19 protein-coding genes and 4 tRNA genes are annotated in these 22,664 nt (G+C 70.3%); 8 read left to right on the top strand and 15 right to left on the bottom strand.

From position 1 onward, the window contains the following. Positions 1-31: 31 nt before the first annotated feature. On the bottom strand, positions 32-1,459 hold the full coding sequence (locus ACFZDK_RS47150; protein ID WP_390983066.1) for an MFS transporter: 1,428 nt from the start codon (positions 1,457-1,459) through the stop codon (positions 32-34). A 95-nt stretch (positions 1,460-1,554) separates the two neighbouring features. Between ACFZDK_RS47150 and ACFZDK_RS47145 the strand changes: the two genes are divergently transcribed. From ACFZDK_RS47145 to purM, 5 genes are all read left to right on the top strand, one after another. Beyond that, a complete protein-coding gene (locus ACFZDK_RS47145; protein WP_390983064.1) occupies positions 1,555-2,193 on the top strand; it encodes a TetR family transcriptional regulator in 639 nt (212 codons plus the stop codon). Between the two features lie 89 nt (positions 2,194-2,282). After that, a complete protein-coding gene (locus ACFZDK_RS47140; RefSeq protein ID WP_390983062.1) occupies positions 2,283-3,080 on the top strand; it encodes a sterol carrier family protein in 798 nt (265 codons plus the stop codon). 78 nt (positions 3,081-3,158) lie between these two features. Continuing rightward, complete coding sequence (locus tag ACFZDK_RS47135) at positions 3,159-3,569, top strand: META domain-containing protein (RefSeq protein ID WP_390983060.1); 411 nt, start codon at positions 3,159-3,161, stop codon at positions 3,567-3,569. A 233-nt stretch (positions 3,570-3,802) separates the two neighbouring features. Continuing rightward, a complete protein-coding gene (purF, locus tag ACFZDK_RS47130) occupies positions 3,803-5,332 on the top strand; it encodes an amidophosphoribosyltransferase (RefSeq protein ID WP_359211780.1) in 1,530 nt (509 codons plus the stop codon). Positions 5,333-5,366: 34 nt separating this feature from the next. Continuing rightward, a complete protein-coding gene (gene purM / locus ACFZDK_RS47125) occupies positions 5,367-6,437 on the top strand; it encodes a phosphoribosylformylglycinamidine cyclo-ligase (protein ID WP_390983056.1) in 1,071 nt (356 codons plus the stop codon). 97 nt (positions 6,438-6,534) lie between these two features. Here the strand turns inward: purM and ACFZDK_RS47120 are convergent, their stop codons facing one another. Together ACFZDK_RS47120 and ACFZDK_RS47115 are read right to left on the bottom strand one after the other, a co-directional pair. Further along, on the bottom strand, positions 6,535-6,798 hold the full coding sequence (locus ACFZDK_RS47120; protein ID WP_355713715.1) for a DUF3073 domain-containing protein: 264 nt from the start codon (positions 6,796-6,798) through the stop codon (positions 6,535-6,537). 300 nt (positions 6,799-7,098) lie between these two features. Continuing rightward, complete coding sequence (locus ACFZDK_RS47115; RefSeq protein ID WP_390983053.1) at positions 7,099-8,190, bottom strand: Glu/Leu/Phe/Val dehydrogenase dimerization domain-containing protein; 1,092 nt, start codon at positions 8,188-8,190, stop codon at positions 7,099-7,101. A gap of 256 nt (positions 8,191-8,446) precedes the next feature. Between ACFZDK_RS47115 and ACFZDK_RS47110 the strand changes: the two genes are divergently transcribed. Together ACFZDK_RS47110 and bldC are read left to right on the top strand one after the other, a co-directional pair. Next, entirely contained in the window at positions 8,447-9,289 is an 843-nt protein-coding gene (locus ACFZDK_RS47110) for a hypothetical protein (RefSeq protein ID WP_390983051.1), read from the top strand. 619 nt (positions 9,290-9,908) lie between these two features. Then, positions 9,909-10,115, top strand: coding sequence for a developmental transcriptional regulator BldC (gene bldC / locus ACFZDK_RS47105; RefSeq protein WP_033321412.1), 207 nt, complete (start codon positions 9,909-9,911; stop codon positions 10,113-10,115). A 505-nt stretch (positions 10,116-10,620) separates the two neighbouring features. Here bldC and ACFZDK_RS47100 read toward each other — a convergent pair. The 6 genes from ACFZDK_RS47100 to ACFZDK_RS47075 form a co-directional block, all read right to left on the bottom strand. Continuing rightward, positions 10,621-10,815, bottom strand: coding sequence for a DUF6274 family protein (locus tag ACFZDK_RS47100; RefSeq protein WP_390983047.1), 195 nt, complete (start codon positions 10,813-10,815; stop codon positions 10,621-10,623). Positions 10,816-11,272: 457 nt separating this feature from the next. Beyond that, positions 11,273-11,347: transfer RNA gene (locus ACFZDK_RS47095), tRNA-Asp, on the bottom strand. 93 nt (positions 11,348-11,440) lie between these two features. Continuing rightward, positions 11,441-15,409, bottom strand: coding sequence for an ATP-dependent RNA helicase HrpA (gene hrpA, locus ACFZDK_RS47090; protein WP_390983044.1), 3,969 nt, complete (start codon positions 15,407-15,409; stop codon positions 11,441-11,443). 74 nt (positions 15,410-15,483) lie between these two features. Further along, positions 15,484-15,819: a hypothetical protein gene (locus ACFZDK_RS47085; protein ID WP_390983041.1), complete on the bottom strand. Its 336-nt coding sequence runs from the start codon at positions 15,817-15,819 to the stop codon at positions 15,484-15,486. Positions 15,820-15,886: 67 nt separating this feature from the next. Further along, positions 15,887-16,087: a DivIVA domain-containing protein gene (locus ACFZDK_RS47080; protein ID WP_390983039.1), complete on the bottom strand. Its 201-nt coding sequence runs from the start codon at positions 16,085-16,087 to the stop codon at positions 15,887-15,889. Positions 16,088-16,097: 10 nt separating this feature from the next. Further along, positions 16,098-18,938: a PKD domain-containing protein gene (locus ACFZDK_RS47075; RefSeq protein ID WP_390983036.1), complete on the bottom strand. Its 2,841-nt coding sequence runs from the start codon at positions 18,936-18,938 to the stop codon at positions 16,098-16,100. 211 nt (positions 18,939-19,149) lie between these two features. Here ACFZDK_RS47075 and ACFZDK_RS47070 point away from each other — a divergent pair, with 211 nt between their 5' ends. Beyond that, positions 19,150-19,632 carry a PH domain-containing protein gene (locus tag ACFZDK_RS47070; RefSeq protein WP_390983034.1) on the top strand — a complete coding sequence of 161 codons (483 nt, stop codon included), beginning with the start codon at positions 19,150-19,152 and terminating at the stop codon, positions 19,630-19,632. Positions 19,633-19,670: 38 nt separating this feature from the next. On the opposite strand, the gene ACFZDK_RS47065 is transcribed toward ACFZDK_RS47070, so the two are convergent. The 6 genes from ACFZDK_RS47065 to ACFZDK_RS47040 all read right to left on the bottom strand — a co-directional run bounded on the left by ACFZDK_RS47065 (position 19,671) and on the right by ACFZDK_RS47040 (position 22,536). Further along, a tRNA-Phe gene (locus tag ACFZDK_RS47065) sits at positions 19,671-19,744 on the bottom strand. 24 nt (positions 19,745-19,768) lie between these two features. Beyond that, positions 19,769-19,843, bottom strand: a tRNA-Asp gene (locus ACFZDK_RS47060). Between the two features lie 37 nt (positions 19,844-19,880). Then, positions 19,881-19,953 (bottom strand) — tRNA-Glu (locus tag ACFZDK_RS47055). 81 nt (positions 19,954-20,034) lie between these two features. Further along, complete coding sequence (locus tag ACFZDK_RS47050) at positions 20,035-21,573, bottom strand: metallophosphoesterase (protein WP_390983031.1); 1,539 nt, start codon at positions 21,571-21,573, stop codon at positions 20,035-20,037. Positions 21,574-21,642: 69 nt separating this feature from the next. Continuing rightward, positions 21,643-21,993, bottom strand: coding sequence for a metallopeptidase family protein (locus ACFZDK_RS47045; RefSeq protein WP_390983028.1), 351 nt, complete (start codon positions 21,991-21,993; stop codon positions 21,643-21,645). Positions 21,994-22,125: 132 nt separating this feature from the next. Beyond that, positions 22,126-22,536 (bottom strand): hypothetical protein, encoded by a 411-nt coding sequence (locus ACFZDK_RS47040; protein WP_390983026.1) that lies wholly within the window; start codon positions 22,534-22,536, stop codon positions 22,126-22,128. Positions 22,537-22,664: the final 128 nt, after the last annotated feature.

Raw genomic sequence — 22,664 nt, 5'->3', positions numbered from 1 at the left:
CGGGCGGGGCTTTCGTCATGCCGTACTTTCGTCATGCCGGTACCACGGTCCGTGCCCGCGCCCTCGGCAGCCGCGCCGCCAGCAGCACGCACAGGGCCATCAGTCCGGCCGCGCACAGGAAGACCGTGTCGGTCGCGGAGGCGTAGGAGTCGCGGGCGGCGGCTGTCGCGGTCAGGTGGGGTGCGGAGGCGGCGGTGCCGTAGAGGCGGGTGATGATCGTGCCGAAGAGGGCCGCGCCCAGGGCCGTGCCGAGGGTCTGGAAGAAGCGGATGGACGTGGTGGCGACGCCCAGCTGGTGGGGCGGGGCCGCCACCTGCACCAACTGGATGAGCTGGCCGAGGAGCTGGCCGAAGCCGACGCCCATCACCAGGAGCTCGGCACGCAGCAGCCAGAGCGAGGTGTCGGTGCCCGTGGTGGCCAGGAGCAGGAAGCCCGCGCAGGAGACCGCCGCGCCGCCGATCACGAACGTCCGCTCCGACCAGCCGCGTTCGGCCAGCCTGCTCGCGACGACGCCGGTCACGCTCAAGCCGAGCGCGAGCGGGAGCAGGAACAGCCCGGCCGAGGAGCTGGGCACGTTCCGGACGATCTGGACGTACAGCAGGACGTAGTAGATCGCGCCCGTCATCGCCGCGCCCATCAGGCCCTGGACGGCGAAGCCCCAGCGCAGTTCGGGGACGCGGAACATGGAGAGCGGGAGGATCGGTTCGGGCGCGGTGCGCTGGCGGCGCAGGAAGAGGACCAGGGCCGCGACGCAGACCGCGAGCAGGCCGGCGATCTCCGGGGAGGACCACGCGTACTTCTTGCCGCCCCATTCGGTCAGCAGCAGGAGCGCGGTGGAGAAGAGAGCGGCGAGGGCCGCGCCCGGGTAGTCGATCAGTCGTTTCACCGGGTGCCGGGGGAGCCTGATGACCACCGCGCCCACCGTCAGCACCAGCAGGCCCAGCGGCAGGTTGATGTAGAAGACCCAGCGCCAGTCGGCGTGGTCGGAGAGCAGGCCGCCGATCCAGGGGCCGAGGGCCATGCCGCCGCCGGCGACGACTCCGCCCATCCCGGCGCCCCCGCTCTTCTGCCGCGGCCCCTGGAGCTCGGCGAGCACCACCATCGTCACGCTCATCAGCCCGCCCGCGCCCACCCCCTGCACCGCCCGGGCCGCGATCAGCTCCCCGATCGACAGGGCCGCGCCGCACAGCGCCGAGCCGGCCAGGAAGGTGGCGACCGCGCCGAGCAGGACGCGTTTGGCGCCCAGTACGTCGCACAGCTTTCCGTACAGCGGGAGCAGGGCGGCCGCCGCGAGCGCGTATGCGCTGACCAGCCACGGGATCCTGTCGATGCCGTGCTCGGGGTCCAGGTCGCGGACGATCGGGACGGTCGCCGCGGACACGATCTGCATGTCGAGGACGGCCAGGACGATCGTCGCAAGACAGACAAGCATGCCTAGTTTGCGCTGGGTCTCGGTCATGGCAGCACCATGCCCGATAAATGTATACCCGGTCAATGTTTCATCCGAGATGAAATTTCGTCCCGGCTCAAACTTCGTCTTGGTACGGTTCTGTCATGTCTGACGGCATGGGGCTGCGCGAGCGCAAGAAGCAGCAGACGGCGAGCCGGATCTTCCACACCGCGATCGCCCTCTTCGTCGAGCGCGGGTTCGACGCCGTCTCCGTGCAGGAGATCGCCGACGCGGCCGAAGTCTCCAAGATGACCGTCTTCAACTACTTCGGGACGAAAGAGGACCTGGTCTTCGCTCCCGTGGAGGAGCACTTCGGCGACGCGTTCCGTGCGGTGCGGGAGCGGCGGTCCGGGGAGTCCGCGGTGGATGCCGTACGACGGCAGTTCCTGGAGATGGTCGAGAACCGCGACCCCTCGGTCGGGCTGCACGCCGATCCCGTCTCCCACCAGCTGCGCAGACTCGTCGTGGAGACGCCCGCCCTGATGGAGCGCGCCTTCCTCGCCGTGCAGAAGGGGGCCCGGGAGATGGCCGCGCTGCTGGGCGAGGAGACCGGAGACCTGATGCTCGGCACCGTCGCCGCCGCCATGCTGAGCTCCGCCCGCAACGCCCTGATCGAGGAGCACCACCGCCGTCAGGCCGAGGGCGAGGACATCGACCGCATCGTCGCCGACGCCCCGGAACGGGCCAGGGCCGCCTTCGACCTGGTGGAAAAGGGACTCCGGGGATATGCCGTGAAGGAGTAGCGCCGGTAGGCACCAGGCGACAACGACAGCCAGATCACCCGCTTCTAATCGCTCGCGGTGAGGCCGCGCCCATGAATAGGCTCGCCTCCATGCCCCCGGCCAAGAAGCGCACCAGGACGTACGACCCCGCCAGGATCCGCACGGCGGTGCTCGGCCAGCTGGCGAACGTGCGGGACGCCGTCCCCGCCCTCACCCCCGAGCGGCTGGCGCTCCCCACCCGGCTCGGTGAGTGGACGGTGCGCGATCTCGTCGCCCACATCGGCATGGCGGTCACCGCCCTGCACCGGGCCCTGGACCAGCCCGAGCCGGCGAAGGCCGACGCGGTCCTGCTGGACTGGCCCGCCGGGACCTCCGGCAACTCCGCCGCCATCGCCGACTTCACCCGGCGGATCGCCGCGGACCATCCCGACCTCGGCGGCTACCTCGCCGACATCGACGAGAGCCTCCGCGCCCTGCTCGCCGCACACCCCGGGACCCGGCTGCTCGCCACCAGCGCCGGCGTGCTCTCCCTCGACGACTACCTCGTCACCCGCACCGTCGAGCTGGTCGTCCACACCGACGACCTCAACGCGGCGGTGCCGGGACTGGAGGTGCCGTACGACCGGCAGGCGCTGGCCGCCTGCACCCGGCTGCTCGCGGACGCCCTCGCGGCCAAGGCGCCCGGCGGCTCCACCGAGGTGCGGGTGCCGCCGTACGCCGTGGTGCAGTGCGTCGAAGGGCCCCGGCACACCCGGGGCACCCCGCCGAACGTCGTCGAGACCGATCCGCTGACCTGGATCCGGCTGGCCACCGGACGGCTGGCGTGGCGGGAGGCCGTGGCGGACGCCAAGGTCAGCGCCAGCGGGGAGCGGGCGGACATCGGGGCCTATCTGCCCGTCATGAGCTGAGGGAACCGATCACCCGGTGCGTTCCGTCGAATCGGCATGTACGGGTACAAGCAGCGCACGCGGCCCAGGACCCTGACCATGACAGCCGTCGCCGTGCTCGCCACGCTCGCGGTGGCCTGCGGGAGCGGGAAGGATGGTTCCGTGACCGCCCGGCAGCCGGTGACCGGCATCGACTGGACCGTCGACAGCGTCACCGTCGACGGCACCACCCACCGCGCCCCGGCGCAGGCCCGGGTGCGGATCGAGGACGGCAGGGCGGCCGGCAACCTCGGCTGCAACCAGTTCAGCGCCACGGCGGACGTCACGGACGACCGGATCCGGCTGACCCACACCCGCACCACCCGGATGGCCTGCGACAACGCCCGGATGACCTTCGAGCGCGCCCTCGCCCGCACCCTCACCGCCGGGCCGCTCAGCACCGCGGCCGAGGGTAAGAAGCTCACCCTCACCACCGCTGCCGGCGACCGGGTCCAGCTGTCCAGGAAGTGACCTCCAGCCCCCCTCCGATCCCCCCGAATGATGTGCGACACCTCACTCAGGGATACGGTGTGAGGGGGTTGCGCGGACACCGGACGGCACGAACGGGCACCGCCTGGAGAAACCTCTTACCGTGTTGACCAGCGCAAATGGAGAATCCCACAACGACGTCCGCGGTCGTAGATCCATTACGGCCGGGTATCCCCAATTCGGACCAGTGGTCGATCTCGCCTACACTCGGAGCCGTGCCACGTGGTGACGGTCTCCTCAATCACGATCTGCTCCCCGGTGAGAAAGGCCCCCAGGACGCTTGCGGCGTCTTCGGTGTCTGGGCTCCCGGTGAAGAGGTCGCCAAGCTCACGTACTTCGGGCTCTACGCCCTCCAGCATCGGGGCCAGGAGTCCGCGGGTATCGCGGTCAGCAACGGCTCCCAGATCCTCGTCTTCAAGGACATGGGCCTCGTCTCCCAGGTCTTCGACGAGACCTCTCTCGGCTCGCTCCAGGGTCATATCGCGGTCGGTCACGCCCGCTACTCGACCACCGGTGCCTCCGTGTGGGAGAACGCCCAGCCGACGTTCCGTGCCACCGCGCACGGCTCGATCGCGCTCGGGCACAACGGCAACCTGGTCAACACGGCGCAGCTCGCCGAGATGGTCGCCGAACTCCCGAAGGACACCAACGGCCGGTCCACCCGGGTCGCGGCCACCAACGACACCGACCTGCTCACCGCGCTGCTCGCGGCCCAGGTCGACGAGGACGGCAAGCCGCTGACCGTCGAGGAGGCCGCCCCCGTGGTCCTCCCGAACGTGCGCGGTGCCTTCTCCCTCGTCTTCATGGACGAGCACACCCTCTACGCCGCCCGCGACCCGCAGGGCATCCGCCCGCTGGTCCTCGGCCGCCTGGAGCGCGGCTGGGTGGTCGCCTCCGAGTCCGGCGCGCTGGACATCTGCGGCGCGAGCTTCGTCCGCGAGATCGAGCCGGGCGAGTTCGTCGCCATCGACGAGAACGGCCTGCGCACCTCCCGATTCGCGGACGCGAAGCCCAAGGGCTGTGTCTTCGAGTACGTGTACCTGGCCCGCCCCGACACCGACATCGCCGGGCGGAACGTGTACCTCTCCCGCGTGGAGATGGGCCGGATGCTCGCCAAGGAAGCCCCGGTCGACGCCGACCTGGTGATAGCGACCCCGGAGTCCGGCACCCCCGCCGCCATCGGCTACGCGGAGGCTTCCGGCATCCCCTTCGGCAACGGTCTGGTCAAGAACGCCTACGTCGGCCGGACCTTCATCCAGCCCTCGCAGACCATCCGGCAGCTCGGCATCCGCCTGAAGCTGAACCCGCTGAAGGAAGTCATCAAGGGCAAGCGCCTGGTCGTCGTCGACGACTCGATCGTGCGCGGCAACACCCAGCGCGCGCTCGTGCGCATGCTGCGGGAAGCGGGCGCGGCCGAGGTCCACATCCGGATCTCCTCGCCGCCGGTCAAGTGGCCCTGCTTCTTCGGCATCGACTTCGCCACCCGCGCCGAGCTCATCGCCAACGGCATGACCATCGAGGAGATCGGCACCTCGCTCGGCGCCGACTCCCTGGCGTACATCTCCATCGACGGCATGATCGAGGCGACCACCATCGCCAAGCCGAACCTGTGCCGCGCCTGCTTCGACGGCGAGTACCCGATGGAGCTCCCGGACCCCGAGCTGCTCGGCAAGCAGCTTCTGGAGACCGAGCTGGCCGCCGGTCCGGCAGCCACGGCCGCGGCCGACGCGATCCGTCGCCCGTAAGCCTCGTAGAAACCGACCCGAAAGATCCCAGGCAATGTCTGAGAGCCAGTCCTCCGGTGCTTCCTACGCGGCTGCCGGCGTCGACATCGAAGCGGGCGACCGCGCCGTTGAGCTGATGAAGGAGTGGGTGAAGAAGACGCAGCGCCCCGAGGTCCTCGGCGGCCTCGGCGGCTTCGCCGGCCTCTTCGACGCCTCCGCCCTGAAGAACTACGAGCGCCCGCTGCTCGCCTCCGCCACGGACGGCGTGGGCACCAAGGTGGACATCGCCCGGCAGCTCGGCGTCTACGACACCATCGGACACGACCTGGTCGCCATGGTCATGGACGACATCGTGGTGTGCGGTGCCGAGCCGCTGTTCATGACCGACTACATCTGCGTCGGCAAGGTCCACCCCGAGCGGGTCGCCGCGATCGTCAAGGGCATCGCCGAGGGCTGTGTGCTGGCCGGCTGCGCCCTGGTGGGCGGCGAGACCGCCGAACACCCGGGCCTGCTCGGCGCGGACGACTTCGACGTCGCCGGCGCCGGTACGGGCGTGGTGGAGGCCGACCGGCTGCTCGGCGCGGATCGTATCCGTACGGGTGACGCGGTGATCGCCATGGCGTCCTCCGGTCTTCACTCCAACGGGTACTCCCTGGTCCGGCACGTCCTGCTGAACCAGGCGGGCCTCGCGCTCGACGCGCACATCGAGGAGCTGGGCCGGACCCTGGGCGAGGAACTCCTGGAGCCCACCAAGATCTACTCGCTGGACTGCCTGGCCCTGATGCGCACGGCGGAGGTGCACGCCTTCAGCCACGTCACCGGCGGCGGACTCGCGGCGAACCTGGCCCGGGTGATCCCGGACCACCTGCACGCGACCGTCGACCGTGCCACCTGGACCCCGGGCCCGATCTTCGACCTGGTCGGCCGGACCGGCGAGGTCGAGCGGCTCGAACTGGAGAAGACACTCAACATGGGCGTCGGCATGATCGCGATCGCCCCGCAGGAATCGGTGGATGTGGCGCTGACCACACTGGCCGACCGCGGGGTCGAGGCCTGGGTGGCCGGCGAGATCACCGAGCGGGGCTCGCACACCACCGGTGCGGAACTGGTGGGGGACTACGCCTGACGGTCAGCGCCTGACGGTCAGCACGAAACCCGGTCCGGCGTCGAAGCCCCGGACCGGGTGAAGTGCAGTTGCTGAGAGAACTGCGGAGAGTGGTACGTCAAGCACCACGACGATGCTGCGACTGCGGACCGGACTGATCGTCCTCGTCCTCGTCGTCATCATCGTTATAGAGATCCGCGTACTGGGCGTACGGGTCGTCCTCGTCCTCGTCGTCGTCCTCGAACGGCTCGCCGTTCGGCGGCTGGCTCGAAGTCGATGCGCCCAGCTCGCTGGCCAGACGTGACAGGTCAGTCCCACCGCTGTTGTACTTCAGCTGGCGGGCGACCTTTGTCTGCTTGGCCTTGGCCCGGCCGCGCCCCATGGCTCGACCCCCTCGGTGACGGGGCTCGACGGCCCCAGAGTCTGACACGCGTTCATGATCCGGAACGGGCTCTCCTCGGAGAGACCGGTCCGTAGGGCTTCCACGGTACCTGAGCCCGCGCCCATACGGTACGTCGCCCGCACCACGCGCCTGACTCCATGACCCGCGAGGCGCCCCGTCCCCGCTGGTCAACCACGATTTTAACCACTTCCTGGCGGACGACCCGCCGACGAACGTGAGAGTTCTCTCCAACCGCCCGCCGGCAGGTACCGAAATTCCTCGCGGAAACCGCCCGGACGGTCAGCGGCCACCCGCCGTTACCGCTTCGTGCATCCGCTGTTCGGCGATCCGGTCGGCCGCGGCGGCCGGCGGAATCCCGTCATCCTTCGCACGTGCGAAGATGGCCAGCGTGGTGTCGAAGATCTTCGCCGCCTTCGCCCTGCACCGCTCGAAGTCGAACCCGTGCAGTTCGTCGGCGACCTGGATGACCCCGCCGGCGTTCACCACGTAGTCCGGCGCGTAGAGGATCCCGCGGTCCGCGAGGTCCTTCTCGACGCCCGGGTGGGCCAGCTGGTTGTTGGCCGCGCCGCACACCACCTGGGCGGTCAGCACCGGCACGGAGTCGTCGTTCAGGGCGCCGCCGAGCGCGCAGGGGGCATAGATGTCGAGGCCCTCGACGCGGATCAGGGCTTCGGTGTCGGCGGCGACCCGGACCTGCGGGTGCCGGTCGGAGATCCGGCCGACGGCCTCCCGGCGCACGTCCGTGATCACCACCTTGGCGCCCTCCTCCAGCAGGTGCTCCACCAGGTGGTGGCCGACCTTGCCGACGCCCGCGATGCCGACGCTGCGGCCGCGCAGCGAGGGGTCGCCCCACAGGTGCTGGGCGCTGGCGCGCATGCCCTGGTAGACGCCGTAGGCGGTGAGGACGGAGGAGTCGCCGGCGCCGCCGTTCTCCGGGGAGCGGCCGGTGGTCCAGCGGCACTCGCGGGCCACGACGTCCATGTCGGCGACATAGGTGCCGACGTCGCAGGCGGTGACGTACCGCCCGCCGAGCGAGGCCACGAACCGCCCGTAGGCGAGCAGCAGCTCCTCGGTCTTGTCCCGCTCGGGGTCGCCGATGATCACGGCCTTGCCGCCGCCGTGGTCGAGTCCGGCCATGGCGTTCTTGTACGACATCCCGCGCGCGAGGTTGAGGGCGTCGGCGACGGCCTCCTCCTCCGTGGCGTACGGGTAGAAGCGGGTGCCGCCGAGGGCGGGGCCCAGCGCGGTGGAGTGGATGGCGATGACGGCCTTCAGGCCGCTCTTGCGGTCCTGGCAGAGCACGACCTGCTCGTGACCGCCCTGGTCCGAGTGGAACAGGGTGTGCAGGACGCCGGTGGAAACGTCGGTCACTGTGGTGACTCCCGGTTGTGTCGCGTGTGTCGCGGCGGGTGGCTGCGGCGGGGCTCCCGTAAGGGTGGCGGGGGCCGTGGCATGAGCGTAGAGCCCCGGCCCGCACACCATCCGCGCAGTGTTCAGGATCACTCTCCCGTGCCGTGTGTGCACGTATGAGCGTGGGACGATTTGCTGTGGTTTCCCCGGGCGGCCAGGTGGGCTCCGCCGTGGGTTCCGCTGGTTTCGAGCCCGGTCCGATGGGGAGGGTGCAGGCGTGCCCAAGGTGTCCTCGGTGGTCGTCCCCTACGCGACGTACCTGCGTGTGTACGAGCCGCTGGCCGCCTTTCCGGAGCCGGAGCGCGACCACTGGGCGCGTTATGCCCGCCGCCGGGGCCGGCCCTCGTACCAGGACGAACTCCGGCGCTCCCTGGCCGACTTGCTGCCGACCCCGCCGATCCCGGTGCCGGTGCAGGAGAGCGCCGACGCCTTCGTGCTGTCGGTGGACGGCGTGGTGTGCGTCTGCCCCTGGCGGACCCGGCTGCGCGGCTGGCAGGCGCTGCAGGAGCTCTCCGACGAGCTGCCGAAGTCGGTCCTGGACGCCATGCTGCCGCCCGTGGTGCGCCGCCAGGCCACGGTGGACTACGAGCGCTGGCTGGTCCGCAACCCCGACTCCCGGCCCTGGATCCGCACGGCGACCTGGCAGGTGCCGCTGAACTGGTTCGTGCTCGTCTCCGACGAGGAGCGCCGGTACGAGAAGGGGACCGCGGAGATCCCGCCGATGCTGCGCTACCGCACGCCGATGGTGCAGGCCCGGCGCCGGGTGGCCCGGGCGCTGCGCACGCTCAAGGACACGGTGGAGGAAGGGCCGCTGATCGACGGTCTGGTGGACGTCGGCCGCTGGCTGGAGGAGTTCCACCCGCGCTCGCTGGTCGAGCTGGACTACGGCGGCCTGGTGCACACCCTGCCGGCCGGTGATCTGGAGGACGACCACTCGGCGGCCGACGTGGCGGCCGGCATCGAGGCGCTGCGGCAGGGCGACGGGGCGGCCGCCGGGGCGGCGTACGGCCGGCTGGTGGAGCGCTGGCGGGCGGTCCGGGACCGGCGTTCGGCGAACTGAGCGCCGGTCTGAGCACCGGGGCCGGGTGATGCGTACTAACCGGGTGGGCGGTCCGGTGCCTTTTACGACTGGGTGACACCTCGGTGACGTATGTGTGGTGAGTGACGTACGTCACGGCCCGGAAGGCAGGAAACAACGTACCTTGACGGCACTTCAGTGCACTCACGGGACGTTGGCCTCGATCCGGGCTTTTGTGTCAAGGGTGATGGATAGCACTTACACGGCTCTTGCGTCGCTTGCCACTCCTCGTGCCAAAATAGGACAAGGAGTCCGGGGAAGGCTCCTTCCGTCCAAGTGTGGTGCACTGTGGGCGGATTCTCGGTATTACGTGCTTTGGGGGGTCTGGTGACTCCTGATCGTCCTGTGACTGATCGTCACAGTGGCGTGACTGTCCGCTATGGCATGGTCCATCGGCTTCCGCGGCTGATGACTACCTGGGAGGGCAATTCCATCGGTTTGGCCGACGCGGCTGGACAGATGGTGTAGTTGTAGTGCCGAGGACAAGCCGTTCGTCCTATAACCGACTCGACTCGCGTCCGCCATTTCGGGCAACGCGGGTCAAGGTGCAGAATTTAGAGGAAAGAACCGAGAAGGTTCGGTTCTCCCGAGGAGGCCGCTCATGACCGCTCGCACCCCTGATGCCGAGCCGCTGCTGACCCCGGCTGAGGTCGCCACGATGTTCCGCGTCGACCCCAAGACGGTCACGCGGTGGGCGAAGGCCGGCAAGCTCACGTCGATTCGTACGCTCGGCGGACACCGCCGCTACCGCGAGGCCGAGGTCCGCGCCCTGCTGGCGGGCATTCCGCAGCAGCGCACCGAGGCCTGACCAACTGAATAGCGGGCAAACCGACCGGTCCCCCAACTGGCCGCGACGCCCGCAGCCCTAGCTCCAAGCGACGCGGGACCTGCCCCAACAGGGCCCACGCCCAGGCCGACAAGAACTTCACAGGCAAGCGATACAGGGTGCGTCGTAGATCGCGCTGGACTCCGCCGGGTCCAGCGCGATCTTTTTTGTGCGCCCGTGGGGTCTTGCCCCACCGTAACCAGCGGCTCTGTGCGCAGCCTTGTCGGAGTCTGGGGAGGGGTGTCGGATCTGCTGTGGATGCGGCGCGACGGGCGTCCGAGGAGGGTTCGGAGCGGGTCCCCAGGCTGGTGCAATTGCACATATTAAATTGACCAGTTGTAGGAAGGGGGTAAGTTCCGCCGTTTCGGAAACTCATGCGGTGACACCCGTCACATACCGCGCGGGTTGTTTGTACTGCCCCAGGTGCGCTAGAGGAGTCACGCCCTCCATCGGCCCTTGAGGGAACGGCCGTTGGGGCCGGCGCCCCTCACGCGCCGACGGGGTCCTCGTCCTCCCTGGCGTCCTCGGGGGCCTCCGCGGCGGCACACGGCGCGGAATCCATGGCCAGCCGCAGGAGCCGATGGCAGACCGGACAGTGGCGGGTCAGATGCCGGTACGACGAGGCGGCCGCCAGATGGGCCCTCAGCAACGCCCGCGTCTCATGCCGCACCGAAGCCGCCATACGCCACCTCCAGAAGGGGGCCGAGGGGAGGAGCGGGCCCTCTCTTCTGGGTACCGACCGAATGTGACGCCGTCAATGCCACACACGAAAGAGCCCGGATCCGAAGATCCGGGCTCCTGACCGCGGTCTTGACGGGGCGCCGAGCGGTGTTGGTGTCGGTGACACGCGCGAGGCCCGCTTCCCTTACGGGATGTGCCGCATCCGATTGCGGCTGCGCCGCGGGCGCGGCCTCCACCTCGCCAGGGCGGCGAGGGAAGGTCCGGTGACACGGGCAAGGCCCGCTTCCCTTGCGGGGTGCGGGCCTCGGTTTACTGCGGTCCTGACGGGATGTGCCGCATCCGATTGCGGCTGCGCCGCGGGCGCGGCCTCCACCTCGCCAGGGCGGCGAGGGAGGGTGCGTTGCCGGTGACACGCGCGAGGCCCGCTTCCCTTGTGGGATGCGGGCCTCGGCTTCACGCGGTCCTGACGGGATTTGAACCCGCGGCCTCCACCTTGACAGGGTGGCGAGCACTCCAAACTGCTCCACAGGACCAGGTTTCGCGGCACTTTGTCTGCGCTGTGCTGCGAAAAGGACTGTACAGGAGGGTGTGGGTCCTGGTCGAACTCACTTAGCGTGGCCGGTCGGTTACGGAGCCAGTGTGTCGATGGCCTTCACGATCCGCTTGTCGGAGATCGGGTACGCCGTGCCCAGCGCGTGGGCGAAGTAGCTGACCCGGAGCTCCTCCAGCATCCAGCGGATGTCCAGGACCTGCCGGGACACCGGCCGGCCCTTCGGGAGCTGCTCCAGGAGCCAGGCGTACTCGTCCTGCATCTCGTGGACCTTCTCCATGCGGGTGGTGTCCCGCTGGACGTTCGTCGGCATCTGCTGGAGGCGGCGGTCCGCGGCCACCAGATAGCGCATCAGGTCGGGCAGGCGTCGTATACCGGCCCAGGTGACGAAGCCGGGCTTCACGAGGGCGTCCAACTGCTTGCGCACGTCCGTGAGGTTCGCCAGGAGCGCGGGACTCCGTACGCCCTTCAGACGGCGCTCACAGGCCTGCCAGGCGGCGAGCACCTGCTGCACCTGGCCCACCGTCCGGACCGTCGTGTCGACGATCTCGGCGCGCACCTTGTCGTAGAGCTTCCGGTACGACTCCTCGTCCCACACCGGCCCCCCGAAGTCGGCGATCAGCTTGTCCGCCGCCGCCATCGCGCAGTCGTCGAAGAGGGCCTGGATCGTCCCGTGCGGGTTCGCCGACAGGGCGAGCTTCTGGGCGTTGGTCAGCTTCTCGGACGCGAACTTCGCCGGGTTCACCGGGATGTTGCGCAGGATCAGCCGCCGGGTGCCCTTCCACATCGCCTCGGTCTGCTCCTCCTCGGTGTCGAAGAGGCGGACGGAGACCGTGTCGCCGTCGTCGACGAGGGCCGGGTAGGCCTTCACCGGCTGGCCCGCCCGGCGGGTCTCGAAGACGCGGGTGAGCGTCCCGATCGTCCAGTCGGTGAGGCCCTTGCGCTCCAGGGACTCGCCGCCCTCGCGGGACGCGGTGGCGGCCGCCGCCTGGGAGAGGGCCTCCCGGGCCTTCGGCTTCAGACGGAGCTTCAGCGCCTCCAGGTCCTTGTCCTCGGCCAGCTTCCGGCGCCGTTCGTCCACGATCCGGAAGGTGATCGTGAGGTGGTCGGGCACCTTCGCCCAGTCGAAGTCCTCGGCGTCGAAGGGCACGCCGACCATGCGCCGGAGCTCACGCGCCATGGTGACGGTGAGCGGCTCCTGCAGCGGCACGGCCCGCTCCAGGAAGGCCTTCGCGAAGTTCGGCGCGGGGACGTAGTTGCGGCGGATGGGCTTGGGGAGGGTGCGGATCAGCTCCGTCACCACCTCTTCCCGCAGGCCCGGGATCTGCCAGTCGAAGCCCTCGTCCTTGACCTGGTTGAGCACCTGGAGCGGGATGTGGACGGTCACGCCGTCGGCGTCCGCGCCCGGCTCGAACTGGTAGGTGACCCGGAACTTGAGCGGTCCCTGCCGCCAGGAGTCCGGATAGTCGGCCTTGGTGACCGCCTCCGCCGACTCCCGGATCAGCATCTCCCGCTCGAAGTCCAGGAACTCCGGCTGCTCGTGCCGCTTGTGCTTCCACCAGGAGTCGAAGTGGGCGCCGGAGACGACGTGCTCGGGCACCCGCTGGTCGTAGAAGTCGAAGAGCGTGTCGTCGTCGACGACGATGTCCCGGCGCCGGGCGCGGTGTTCGAGTTCCTCGACCTCGCTCAGCAGCCTGCGGTTGTCGGCGAAGAACTTGTGATGGGTCCGCCAGTCGCCCTCCACCAGGGCGTTGCGGATGAAAAGCTCGCGGCTGACCTCGGGGTCGATCCGGCCGTAGTTCACCTTCCGGTCCGCGACGATCGGTACGCCGTACAGCGTGACCTTCTCGAACGCCATCACGGCCGCCTGGTCCTTCTCCCAGTGCGGTTCGCTGTACGTCCGCTTCAGGAGGTGCCCGGCGAGGGGTTCGACCCACTCGGGCTCGATCTTGGCGTTGACCCGGGCCCAGAGGCGCGAGGTCTCCACCAGCTCGGCGGACATCACGAACCGGGGGGTCTTCTTGAACAGCGCCGAGCCCGGGAAGATCGCGAACTTGGCGTTGCGGGCGCCCAGGTACTCGTTCTTCGCTGTGTTTCTCCCACCCTCCCCCCCGGCGTTCTTCACGTCCTTCATGCCGACGTGGGAGAGGAGGCCCGCCAGGAGGGAGACGTGCACGCGGTCGCCGGGGGCGTCCTCCTCGTTGAGGTGGATGCCCATCTGCTTGGCGACCGTGCGCAGCTGTGTGTAGATGTCCTGCCATTCGCGGATGCGCAGGAAGTTGAGGTACTCCTGCTTGCACATCCGCCGGAAGGAGCTGGAGCCCCGTTCCTTCTGCTGCTCCCTGACGTACCTCCACAGGTTGAGGAAGGCCAGGAAGTCGCTGGTCTCGTCGCGGAAGCGGGCGTGCTGCTGGTCGGCCTGGGTCTGCTTGTCGGCCGGGCGTTCGCGCGGGTCCTGGATGGAGAGCGCGGCGGCGATGACCATGACCTCGCGGACACAGCCGTTCTTGTCGGCCTCCAGGACCATCCGCGCGAGCCGCGGGTCGACCGGCAGCTGGGCCAGCTTGCGCCCGCTGTCGGTGAGCCGCTTGCGGGCGTCCCGCTCGTCCGGGTTCAGCGCGCCCAGCTCCTGGAGCAGCTGCACACCGTCCCGGATGTTGCGGTGGTCCGGCGGGTCGATGAAGGGGAACTTCTCGATGTCGCCGAGGCCGGCCGCGGTCATCTGCAGGATGACGGAGGCGAGGTTCGTACGGAGGATCTCGGCGTCCGTGAACTCCGGGCGGGCGAGGAAGTCGTCCTCGTCGTACAGCCGGATGCAGATGCCGTCGGACGTACGGCCGCAGCGACCCTTGCGCTGGTTGGCGCTGGCCTGGCTGATCGGCTCGATCGGCAGCCGCTGCACCTTGGTGCGGTGGCTGTACCGGGAGATCCGGGCGAAGCCGGGGTCGATGACGTACTTGATGCCCGGGACGGTGAGGGAGGTTTCGGCGACGTTGGTCGCCAGAACGATCCTGCGCCCGGTGTGCGGCTGGAAGACCCGGTGCTGCTCGGCGTGCGAGAGCCGGGCGTAGAGCGGGAGGACCTCGGTGAACCGGTACTTCTTCTTCTCCAGCGCGTCCGCCGTGTCCCGGATCTCCCGCTCGCCCGAGAGGAAGACGAGGATGTCGCCCTGCCCCTCGCCCTGGAGCTCCTCCACGGCGTCGCAGATGGCGGTGATCTGGTCCCGGTCGGCGTCGTCCGTGTCCTCTTCGAGGAGCGGGCGGTAGCGGACCTCCACGGGGTACGTCCGGCCGCTGACCTCCACGATCGGGGCGTCGCCGAAGTGCCGGGAGAAGCGCTCGGGGTCGATGGTGGCGGAGGTGATGACCACCTTCAGGTCCGGGCGCCGCGGCAGCAGCTGCGCCAGGTAGCCGAGCAGGAAGTCGATGTTGAGGGACCGCTCGTGCGCCTCGTCGATGATGATCGTGTCGTAGGCGCGCAGCTCGCGGTCGGTCTGGATCTCGGCGAGCAGGATGCCGTCGGTCATCAGCTTGACGAAGGTGGCGTCCGGGTTCACCTGGTCGGTGAAGCGGACCTTCCAGCCGACGGACTCGCCGAGCGGCGTCCGCAGCTCCTCCGCCACCCGCTCGGCGACGGTACGGGCGGCGATCCGGCGCGGCTGGGTGTGCCCGATCATGCCGCGCACCCCCCGCCCGAGCTCCAGACAGATCTTGGGGATCTGGGTGGTCTTGCCGGAGCCGGTCTCACCGGCCACGATCACGACCTGGTGGTCGCGTATCGCCTCGGCGATCTCGTCCTTCTTCTGGCTGACCGGCAGCTGCTCGGGGTACGACACGGCGGGCACGACGGCGCGCCGGCCGGCCATCCGTTCCTCGGCCCTGGCCACCTCGGCCTCGATCTCGGCGAGGACGGCGGCGCGGGCCTCCGGCTTACGGATCTTGCGTGCGCCTTCGAGCCTGCGGCCGAGCCGGTGCGCGTCGCGCAGCGAGAGCTCGGTCAGGCGAGGGGCGAGAGTGCCGAGGGCGGGGGCGGGGTGCGTAGACATACGCGGTCCAGGATCTCACCTCGGGGAAATGCATGGCGAACGCTTTTGCCTCCGGCGGTTCGGCCGGGGTCGGGCTACTGGCCGCGCTGGGCGGGAGGGGTGCTGCCCGGGGCGGCCGTGGGGGCGGTCGGTGCGGCGGATGCGGCCGGTGCCGGGGCTGCGGACGTGGTCGAGGCGGCGATCGACTTCGCCGTGTTGGATACGGCCTTGATCCCCAAGTAGGCCGTGGTCATGCTGCTCACCGCCGTGAAGGCGGCGCTGAGGACGCCGATGATCACCGACTTGTCGCCGTCGAGCCGCCAGACGCCGAAGACCGCGACGGCGGCGATCGCGAGATTGCTGATGACCACCGCGAGAAGGCCGTATCTCGCACGGCTCTTCTCCAGCTGCATGTCCTCGACCTGGCTCATCTTCCCCACCCTTGTGACGTGTCGACCCGCAGAAAGTAGCGCCGGGCGGCCCTGCCGCCAAGGCGGTTCAGGACAGTCCGCCGCCGCGCTCCCTCAGCTCGGCCAGCCGGGCATCGACCTGCGCCCGGTCGTACCCCCGGCGGGCGATGTCGAAGACCGGAGGCGCGTCGGGGACCGTGTCCCCGGCCAGTCGTGCGAGGTAGGCGTCGACCTGGGCGCGGTCGTAGCCGCGCCGGACGATCTCGAAGCCGTGGAACTCGGGTTCCATCCCGTCTCCTTCAGCCTGCCGGGAACACGGCGTAGTCGCCGAGGAGGTCGGCGGTGACGTCCACCGGGCCGGCACCGGCGTTGTAGAGGTCGATCTCGCCGTCGGTGCCGACCTTGACCAGCGCGCGGTCGGCCGTGGTGTGTCCCTTGGTGAAGTTCAGGGAGTAGACGCCGGGGCGCGAGGTGCCGTCGGGGTAGGCGACCAGGTAGCCGCTGCCGGCCGGGGAGGGCACGGTGAGGTTCAGGTCGACGGCGGTGACTCCGGTCGCGGGGACGCCGTGGGCGCCGGTGACCTTGAGCTTGAGGGTGGCGTGGGCGGCGAGCTTGGCGGTCTTGAGGACCCGTACGGGGGTGACGGGCAGGAACTCCGAGCCGTTCGCGGTGGTGCCGTACCAGCCGGCCAGGTCCGCGACGAGGTTCGCCGCTGCCTTGCTGCCGTTGTGCAGGACGATCTTTCCGTCCTGCAGAGGGATCACGACCTGGGCGGAGGCGGTCTGTCCGGTGGTCCAGAACGGGCCGCTCACGCTGGAGTCACTGGTGCCGTGGGTGGAGACCGTGAGGCCGCCGGACGCCTTGGTGGTGGTCGCCGTGACGTTCAGCACGACCGCGGCCGCCCCGGCCGGGACTCCGTGGGTGCCGCCGACCGTCAGGGTGACCGAGTGGCCGCCGGCGACCGGGGTGTGCACACCGCCGGTGCCGGTGCGGGTGTCCAGCAGGCGGGCCGGGGTGACCGGGTGGTAGGTGTCGGCGTACTGGGCGTGCGACTGGAGGCCCACCGTGGCGACATCGACCGTCACGGCGCCGGAACTGCCGTTGTAGAGGTCGACCGAACCGGTCGGAGTGACCTTGACCGTCGCCTCGTTGAGCGCCGTCCGGCCGGGCTCGAAGTCGATGGTGGACGTGCCGGGACGGGTGGTGCCGGCGGTGTAGAGGGTGAGCGAGCCGCTCGCCCTGGCGCCGGTGGTGACGATCTGGAGCTGGGCCGCGTCCACGCCGCCGGAGTCGGCGCGCAGGGTGGCCGCCGAGAGCTTCAGGACACCGTGGGCGGCGATCGTCTTCTCGGTGTCGTGCTGCGGGGTCATGGCGACGTAGGCGTCGGCGGCGCGAAAGGTGGTCTTGGCGGTGGTGGTGCGGCCGAGCCGGTCCGTCTGGGTGAGGGTGGTCGTGTAGGTGCCGGGGGCCGGGTACTGGTGGAGCGTCTGCCGGACCCCGTCGCCCAGCTGCTCCTGGCTGCCGTCACCGAAGTCCAGAGCCCGGCTGAGGACCTCCCAGGAGTCCGTCGGCTCCGGGACGGTGAACCGTGCGGACCCCGCGTCGGTCTGGCCGTCGTTCGTGGTGTCGGCGGTCGCGGACAGCGAGGCGGCCGGTGGCGTGGCCGTCCCCACGGTGGTCCAGCCGAAGGACTGGGTCCGGCTCGTCCCGTCGGTGTCGGTGACCGTGACGAGCGCGGTGTACAGGCCCGGCTTGGTGTACGTGTGGGCGATCGGAGCGCCCGCCGCGCCGGTGACGGCGGCGCTGCCGTCCCCGAAGTCGACGGAATATGTGAGTGCCTCGCCCCAGGAACTGACGGCGTCGGTCTTCACCGAGGCGTCCAACGGTGCGATCCCGCTCGCCGGCGACGGGGCGGCGGTGGACGGGATGGTGAGCACGTCCTCCCGCTCGATGGCGCCCCGGTCGGGGTGCGGCGCACCGGTGCCGGTGTCGGCGACGAGCGGGTCGTCGGCGCGCGGGTGCCCCGTGTAGTCGGTGGTGAGCTCGCCGGGCGCGGCGGCGTCGGCGGAGTCGACGAGGGGGGAGTGCTCGGACGGCTGCACCCCGAGGGTCAGCGAGAGCCCGTCGATGTCGTGACCGGCCTGCCCGGTCCCGGCCCGGAACGCCGCGCTGGTCGCGTAGGAGGTGCCGGCCCAGGAGTACTCGGTGCGCGCCGGGGCGGACGGGCCCGCGTCCTTCGCCGCAACGTTGTAGTCGGCGGTGACCTGGTCCGTGGAGTCGGCCGACACTGCGTAGAGCGGATCGGCCGGCGCCGGGCAGGTGGTGCTCTGCGCCGACCCCGTGGTGATGGCCACGTTGTTCTCCACCACCCCGGAGCTGTCGCCGGTCAGCGAGATTCCGGTGGCACACGGCGCCAGGACCGTGTTGCTCGTCACGTCCGCGCCGGACGTTCCCGTCACCACGATCCCGCCCTGCCGCATCGTGGTGATCACGTTGGTCGTCACGGTGACCCGGGCCGCTCCCGGTTCCGTCCGCACGCCGTACGCGTACGAGGGGCCCATCCAGCTCCGTGACACGGTCACGTCCGAGGAGGTGCCGTCCACGCTGACCGCGCTCCCCGTGGCGGGGACCGACAGGGCGGGGTGGTTGATCGCCAGCCGGTCGAGGGTCACGTCCTCGGACCCCGTCACCGCCACGCCGTTCTCGCCGCCGTTGGTGAAGCCCAGCGATTCCACCCGCACGTCGTGGACGGCGTCCAGGGTCAGCGCGGTCGCGGAGCCGGGCCACGAGAGCACCGCCCGGCCGCCGGCCGTACCGGGCTGCGCCCCCGTGAAGGTGATCGGCGCGTCACTCGTCCCCGACCGGCTCAGGGTCACCGCGCCCGAGTACGGCTTGTCGTCCGGCGACAGGATCAGGACCGTGTCCCCCGGCTCCACCACGTCCGCCGCGGCCTGCACGGTGCAGAAGGGCAGGCTCTGCGTCCCGGTCCCGCTGTCGCTGCACGCGACGTCATGGTTGACGTACAGCGTGCCGTCGGACCCCGGATCCGCCAGCGCCGGCCCGGTGCCCAGGCCGCTCATCACCCCCGCCGCGACGATCATGGCGAGGGGCAGCCCGAGGGCGGGGCGGGGTCTGTGCACGAGGTCTCCCGGGAGCGTTCGCGGTGCGGTCACGAGAACGCCGGAGGGGGTGAACAAGCCTGAGCGTACGACCGGTTGGGGCCCAGGACGGTTCAGTTCAGCGTTGACATGCAGCTGTCATGGTCGCAGCGCCACCGCAAAGGAAGGCCATGATCCACCCCCGTCTTGTTCAAAAGGAGGCCGGGTGCCGGGCCGCTGCCAGACTGCACGGATGGACGAGACGGCCTTTCGGTACACGGGCAGACAGCGCTTGATGATGTGGGGGAACGCCCTGCTCGTCGGGGTGTGGGCCGGGTGGGCAGGGGCGAGTGCCGGGAGGCTCCTGGCCGATCACCGGACGGGCGCCGCCGTGGGCCTGTGGCTCGCGTTCGGACTGGCACCGACGGCGATTTCCGTGGTGCTGGTGGGTATGTCGACGGGTGCGACACGCATCGACGCGCAGGGCCTGCGCACCCGCGGCATGACCGGGCGGCGACGGGTGGCCTGGAGGGACATCGAGAGCATCCACGAGCTCCCGGGGCGCGGCCGCCGCGGAACGATCACACAGATCGGGGTGACCCGCACCGACGGGACGTCGTTCCTGCTGCCCATCCCCTTCACGTCCGGCACCATCGCCGCGGACCCCGGCTTCTACGACAAGCTGGAGCTGATGCGCCGCACCTGGAAGGGGCACCGGCGGCCGGGCGGAGCATGAGAACAGCCCCTCCGGAATCCCGGAGGGGCTGTCTGTTGTGGCTGGGGCCGGGGTCGAACCGGCGACCTATCGCTTTTCAGGCGATCGCTCGTACCAACTGAGCTACCCAGCCACGAGGTTTCACGTGAAACCCCAGCGGTCCTGACGGGATTTGAACCCGCGGCCTCCACCTTGACAGGGTGGCGAGCACTCCAAACTGCTCCACAGGACCAAGCTTTGCGTGCAACAGTGTCGCACACGATCTTGCGTGCCCCCAACGGGATTCGAACCCGTGCTACCGCCTTGAAAGGGCGGCGTCCTAGGCCGCTAGACGATGAGGGCTATCGGCCCGCCTGGGCGCTTCCTCAGCGCGTCGGGGACGTGAGAAGCATATGGGATGGCGGGGAGTATCGCCAAAACGGTTTACGACCCCGAGGGCGACGGGGCGCCGGGGGTGCCTCGTGAGGGTGACGGGCTCGGCGAGGGGGACGGGGTGGCCCCTGGCAGGTTCTCTTCCGGCAGGTGGCGGCTGACCTCGGCCGTCGTCTGGCCCAGCCCGCCCAGTTTGATCTCGTCCCAGGCCTGGAGGCGGCGGGAGTCGCGGTCGAAGTAGAGGACCGAGGCCTCGATGGGGTCCGGGTACTTGCCCTCGACCGCCCGCAGCCCGCTGCCGCCCGTGGAGCCCTCCACCCGGAGCCGGGTGCCGTGCGGCAGCAGCTCCGTCTGCTCGTGGTGCAGGTGGCCGGCCAGGACGATGGGCACCTCGCCGTCCGTCATCCGGGCCGCCGACGGCTCGTGGACGATCGCCACGTCCACCGGGGCGTCCGCCGCCCGCTGCTCCCGCAGGGCCGTGGCGAGGCGGTCCCCGGCCTGTTCCTCGGCCGCGTCGCCGCCGGGGACCGTCGAGCGGTCGGGGGTGAACTGGGGGTCGCCGATCCCGGCGAACCGCAGCCCGGCGATCGTCTCGGCCCGGCCGTCGTCCAGGACGTGCACGTTCTTCATGCGCTGCAGATAACGCTGGGTGAGCGGTGAGTCGTGGTTGCCCCGCACCCAGACGTAGGGCACGCCCAGGTCGGCGATCGGGTCCAGGAAGCCGTTCTCGGCCGCCGTGCCGTGGTCCATGGTGTCGCCGGAGTCGACGATCACGTTCACCTTGTACTGCTCCACCAGCGAGGCGATGATCTTCCAGCTCGCCGGGTTGAGATGGATGTCGGAGACGTGCAGGACACGCAGGGTGCCCGGGTCCGGCGCGTAGGCGGGCAACGTGGAGGTGACGTCGTAGAGCTTCGTCACATTGGTCACCAGGCGGGCCAACTCCTTCTGGTAGACGTCGAACTCGGTGACGATGCTGCGGGCGTTGCCGACCAGGGCGGGGGCGGAGGAGAGCAGGCCGGAGAACCTCGGTTCCAGGACCGACTTGGGGTTCCAGGTGGCGTACGCGGTCGCGCCGGACGTGGCGAGCAGGGCGAGGGCGAGGCCGCCGGCGGCCAGGGCGCGGCGCGGGCGGCGGTAGACGGCGAGACCGAGGGCGGTGGCGCCGGAGACGACGGCCACGCAGGAGCGTACGGCCAGGTCGAGGGTGCCGTGCTCGACGTCGTGGGCGACCTCGTCCTGGAGGCCGGAGAGCCGCTCGGGGTGGTCGACGAGGGCCTGGGAGCGGACCGGGTCGAGCTGGTCGACGTTGACGTCGAGGCGGACGGGCGCGGTGTGGGTGTCCAGGTAGAGGGCGCCCAGCGGGGAGACGTTTATCTTCGTGCCGCCGGTGAGGGACGGGCGCAGGGTCATCGTCGTGTCCATCGGGCCGACCTGGGAGCGGACGTTCCCGACGATCAGCAGACCGAGCCAGGCGCCGACGAGGACCACGGCCAGCAGGCCGAGGGCGCGGCTCCAGGCGGCCGACCGGTGCTGCTCGGCGGCGAGTTCCAGGACGGGGAGGCGGACGTGGGCTCGGGCTCGGGCCATTGGTGCCGTATGCCCAGGGTTGCGGGCTCCTATGCGACCGGCGCGGCCCGCCGATGCGGACGCCCGGGCTCAGCCCCAGCCGAGTTCGTGAAGGCGGTCGTCGTTGATGCCGAAGTGGTGGGCGATCTCGTGGATCACGGTGACGGCGACCTCGTGCACCACCGCCTCGGGGGTCTCGCAGTAGCGCAGCGTCGGGCCCATGTAGATCGAGATGCGGTCCGGGAGCACACCGGCGTACCACTCGCCGCGGTCCGTGAGCGGGGTGCCCTCGTACAGGCCCAGCAGCTCGGGGTCGTCGGCCGGGGGCTCGTCCTCGACGAACACGGCGACGTTGTCCATCACCCGGGTCAGTTCCGGAGGGATCCGGTCCAGGGCCTGGCTCACGAGTTCCTCGAACGATTCGCGTGTCATCTCCAGCACAGGGCCATTGTCAGGGACGGGGGGCGCGGGCGGGTCGGGTGACGCGGAGCGCGCGGTCGGCGGGCGGAGGTCCGCGGCGGAGCGGCCGACCTCGGTCTCGGCGGCCGACCTCGATCTCGAAGGTGCCCGTACTCACTCGCCGAGCCAGGAGCGGATGCGGGCGGCCCAGGCGCGGTCGGCGGTGGTCTCCGTCAACTCCTTTCGGTCGATGAGGAGGTAGAGCTCCCCGGCGGGCACGGTGCCCAGGATCAGCGGCTTGCCCGCGTTCAGCAGGCCGCCGATGAAACGGCCGTACAGGTCGGTGAATGTGACCTCCACCGAGGTGATGTCCGCCCGGCACAGCACCAGGTCCCCGGTGTCGCCCCAGCCGCCGAGCACCAGCCGGTCCCGGTGCAGGGCGATCCTGCCGCGCCGCGGGAACAGCGCCTTCTGGCTGACGACGGCGGCCAGTTTGTCGGGGGTCGTCCTGCGGTCCGGTTCGCCGGCGGTGGCGTCCACGTAGTCGCCCACGGCCTGCGGTGTGCTGTCTGCGCTCATGGTCATGAACCGACGGTGCCACCGGCCCTGCCGCCCGCGCGTCGGCGCTTGGTCTGCGGTTCCGCGACTCAGGTAGCGGGCGCCGGGGCGCACGCCGACCAAAGTCGGTGCCGACCCACCGGTACGCCGGTGGT

It is taken from the genome of Streptomyces sp. NPDC007901, from assembly GCF_042959465.1.
Classification (GTDB): Bacteria; Actinomycetota; Actinomycetes; order Streptomycetales; family Streptomycetaceae; genus Streptomyces.
The sequence above is the reverse complement of the archived record's forward strand: the minus strand, read 5'-3'. Positions and strand labels throughout refer to the sequence as shown.

Excerpts from the sequence above, each read along its gene's own strand:
- ACFZDK_RS47150 (WP_390983066.1), bottom strand. The coding sequence starts at position 1,459 with ATGACCGAGACCCAGCGCAAACTAGGCATGCTTGTCTGTCTTGCGACG.
- ACFZDK_RS47145 (WP_390983064.1), top strand. The coding sequence starts at position 1,555 with ATGTCTGACGGCATGGGGCTGCGCGAGCGCAAGAAGCAGCAGACGGCG.
- ACFZDK_RS47140 (WP_390983062.1), top strand. The coding sequence starts at position 2,283 with ATGCCCCCGGCCAAGAAGCGCACCAGGACGTACGACCCCGCCAGGATC.
- ACFZDK_RS47135 (WP_390983060.1), top strand. The coding sequence starts at position 3,159 with ATGACAGCCGTCGCCGTGCTCGCCACGCTCGCGGTGGCCTGCGGGAGC.
- purM (WP_390983056.1), top strand. The coding sequence starts at position 5,367 with ATGTCTGAGAGCCAGTCCTCCGGTGCTTCCTACGCGGCTGCCGGCGTC.
- ACFZDK_RS47120 (WP_355713715.1), bottom strand. The coding sequence starts at position 6,798 with ATGGGGCGCGGCCGGGCCAAGGCCAAGCAGACAAAGGTCGCCCGCCAG.
- bldC (WP_033321412.1), top strand. The coding sequence starts at position 9,909 with ATGACCGCTCGCACCCCTGATGCCGAGCCGCTGCTGACCCCGGCTGAG.
- ACFZDK_RS47100 (WP_390983047.1), bottom strand. The coding sequence starts at position 10,815 with ATGGCGGCTTCGGTGCGGCATGAGACGCGGGCGTTGCTGAGGGCCCAT.
- hrpA (WP_390983044.1), bottom strand. The coding sequence starts at position 15,409 with ATGTCTACGCACCCCGCCCCCGCCCTCGGCACTCTCGCCCCTCGCCTG.
- ACFZDK_RS47085 (WP_390983041.1), bottom strand. The coding sequence starts at position 15,819 with ATGAGCCAGGTCGAGGACATGCAGCTGGAGAAGAGCCGTGCGAGATAC.
- ACFZDK_RS47080 (WP_390983039.1), bottom strand. The coding sequence starts at position 16,087 with ATGGAACCCGAGTTCCACGGCTTCGAGATCGTCCGGCGCGGCTACGAC.
- ACFZDK_RS47070 (WP_390983034.1), top strand. The coding sequence starts at position 19,150 with ATGGACGAGACGGCCTTTCGGTACACGGGCAGACAGCGCTTGATGATG.
- ACFZDK_RS47050 (WP_390983031.1), bottom strand. The coding sequence starts at position 21,573 with ATGGCCCGAGCCCGAGCCCACGTCCGCCTCCCCGTCCTGGAACTCGCC.
- ACFZDK_RS47040 (WP_390983026.1), bottom strand. The coding sequence starts at position 22,536 with ATGACCATGAGCGCAGACAGCACACCGCAGGCCGTGGGCGACTACGTG.